This window comes from Mycobacterium sp., assembly GCF_051006775.1.
Classification (GTDB): domain Bacteria; phylum Actinomycetota; class Actinomycetes; order Mycobacteriales; family Mycobacteriaceae; genus Mycobacterium.
Genome location: NZ_JBPCSX010000111.1, coordinates 1 through 2693, shown reverse-complemented (window position 1 = coordinate 2693; position 2693 = coordinate 1). Strand labels below are relative to the sequence as shown.

Here is a 2693-nt window from a genome sequence, read left to right as displayed (position 1 = left end):
CCGGGAGCACGCGGAAGCCACCCCTGACAAGCCCGCAGCGATCCTGTACCCGTCGGGGATTGTGGTCACCTTCGGGCAGATGGAGGCCCGGGCCAACCAGCTCGCGCACGCGTTCCGTGCCGCCGGACTTCGCGAGGGTGATGTCGTTGCGGTGCTGTGCGAAAACAACGAGCATTTCCACACCATTATGTGGGCAGCGCGGCGGTCCGGCCTCTACTACGTTCCGGTCAACAGCCATCTGAGGGCTGCTGAAGCCGCCTATATCGTCGATAACTCCGGCGCTAAAGCCATCATCGGTTCGGCCAAGCTGCGCGCGGTGTGTGAGGGGCTGGCCGAGCATCTGCCCAACGGTCTGCCGCCGCTCCGTATGATGGCCGACGCGGACAGCGACGGATGGCAGCGTTACCCCCAATGTGTTGCCGACCAACCGACCACCCCGATCGCCGACGAGATCGAAGGCGACCTGCTGCAGTACTCCTCGGGGACCACCGGACGGCCCAAGGGCATCCGGCGGGAGCTGCGGCATATCGCGCCGGCCGAGGCGGCTCCACCACTGGGCGCCATCGTCTCCTTCTGGGTGAATCCGGACGCGGTCTATCTCAGCCCGGCGCCGCTTTATCACACCGCGCCGAATGTGTGGTCGATGTCCATGCAGAACGCCGGCATTCCGGTTGTGGTGCTGGAGCGCTTTGATGCCGAGGGAGCACTCGATGCCATTGCACGGCACCGGGTCACGCACGGTCAGTTCGTCCCCGTGATGTTCACCCGGATGCTGAAACTGCCTGAGGCGGTGCGCAATTCGTATGACGTATCGAGTCTGCAGCGGGTGATCCACGCCGCGGCGCCCTGTCCGATCGACGTCAAGAAACAGATGATCGACTGGTGGGGTCCGATCGTCGATGAGTATTACGCCTCATCTGAGGGCCACGGAATCACCCTCATCGGAGCCCACGATTGGCTGACCCATCCAGGATCGGTCGGTCAGTCGATCGTCGGAACCGCGCATATTCTCGACGAGGATGGCAATGAACTGCCCGCCGGTGAGCCTGGTGAAATCTACTTCGAATCGGATGCGCAGTTCGAGTACCTCAACGACCCGGAGAAGACTGCGGCATCAACCAGCCGACACGGCTGGCGCACCGTCGGAGACATCGGTTACGTCGACGACGACGGTTTCCTCTATCTCACCGACCGCCGCCATCACATGATCATCTCCGGCGGGGTGAATATCTATCCACAGGAAGCTGAGAACCTTCTCGTCACACATCCCCGCGTGATGGATGCGGCGGTGTTCGGCATTCCAGACGAAGAGATGGGCCAGTCGGTCAAAGGTGTGGTGCAGCTGGTTGATCCCGCTGAGGCTTCCGACGATCTAGCCGGGGAACTGGTGACCTGGCTGCGGGATCGGTTGGCGCACTACAAGTGTCCGCGGTCGATCTCCTTTGAGGAGACCCTGCCGCGGACCGAGACCGGCAAGATGGTCAAGCAGAGCCTTATCGAGAAGTACTCGTAGTTCACAGCCCGCCGCGGTCGACGAGTTGGGCGGCGATGACATTGCGCTGGATCTCGTTGGTTCCTTCGCCGACGATCATCAGCGGGGCGTCCCGGAAGTACCGTTCGACGTCATACTCGGTCGAGTAGCCGTAACCGCCGTGGATCCGCACGGCGTTCAGGGCGATCTCCATGGCTGTCTCGGAGGCGAACAGTTTGGCCATGCCCGCTTCCATATCGCAGCGCATCCCGCTGTCGTAGCGCTCGGCGGCGTACCTCGTGAGCTGACGTGCGGCGGTGAGCTTGGTCGCCATATCGGCCAGGTAGTGACCAATGGCCTGGTGTTTCCAGATCGGCTGGCCGAAACTCTCCCGGGTCTGGGCATAGGCGAGCGCATCCTCGAATGCCGCAGTCCCCACTCCCAGCGCGCGGGCGGCGACTTGAATCCGGCCGGTCTCAAGGCCTTTCATCATCTGTGCGAAACCCTTGCCCGGTTCGCCGCCCAGCACCGCGGTCGCCGGAACCCGGCAGTTGGTGAAGGCCAACTCGCATGACTCGACACCCTTGTAGCCCAACTTGGGCAGATCGCGCGAGACCGTCAGCCCCTCGGAAGGGGATTCGACCAATAGCACCGAAACGCCCCTGTGCCGCGGGGCGGCGGACGGATCGGTTTTGCAGAGCAGGGCAATCAGTCCGGAGCGCCGCGCGTTGCTGATCCAGGTCTTGGTTCCTGTGATGACGAGATCGTCCCCGTCGCGGCGCGCGACGCATGTCATGTTCTGTAGGTCCGAACCGCCACCGGGTTCGGTGAGTGCCATGGTGGCCCGCAGCTCTCCGGTCGCCATCGGCGGCAGATAGGTCTGCCTCTGCTCGTCGGTTCCGAAGATCTCCAGTAGTTTGGCGACCACGGTGTGTCCGCCCATGGCGCCGGCCAGACTCATCCAGCCGCGCGCAAGTTCCTCGGTGACCTCGACGTAGCACGGCATCGAGACGGGGTTCCCGCCGTAACGTTCGCTGATCGCCAGCCCGTAGATGCCGAGCTGCTTCATCTGCTCGATCCACGCCTCGGGATAGGTGTTAGCGTGCTCGACCTCGCGGACCGTGGGTTTGACATCACGGTCGATGAACGACCGCACGGTCGCAACGAGCAGTGTCTCTTCGTCATTGAGTCCGGGCATCCCACCCAGAATGACAGACTCACT

General features: G+C 63.2%; 2 protein-coding genes. One reads left to right on the top strand and one right to left on the bottom strand.

The annotated features are described in order from the left end of the window. Positions 1–1513, top strand: a 1513-nt coding sequence (fadD4, locus tag ACR2JI_RS08200) for a fatty-acid--CoA ligase FadD4 (protein WP_526389584.1), incomplete at its 5' end; no start/stop codon positions are given. 1 nt (position 1514) lies between these two features. Here fadD4 and ACR2JI_RS08195 read toward each other — a convergent pair. After that, on the bottom strand, positions 1515–2669 hold the full coding sequence (locus tag ACR2JI_RS08195) for an acyl-CoA dehydrogenase family protein (protein ID WP_526389585.1): 1155 nt from the start codon (positions 2667–2669) through the stop codon (positions 1515–1517). Positions 2670–2693: the final 24 nt, after the last annotated feature.

What these genes read in the sequence shown, in the direction of transcription:
- ACR2JI_RS08195 (WP_526389585.1), bottom strand. Translation starts at nt 2,669, where the DNA reads ATGCCCGGACTCAATGACGAAGAGACACTGCTCGTTGCGACCGTGCGG.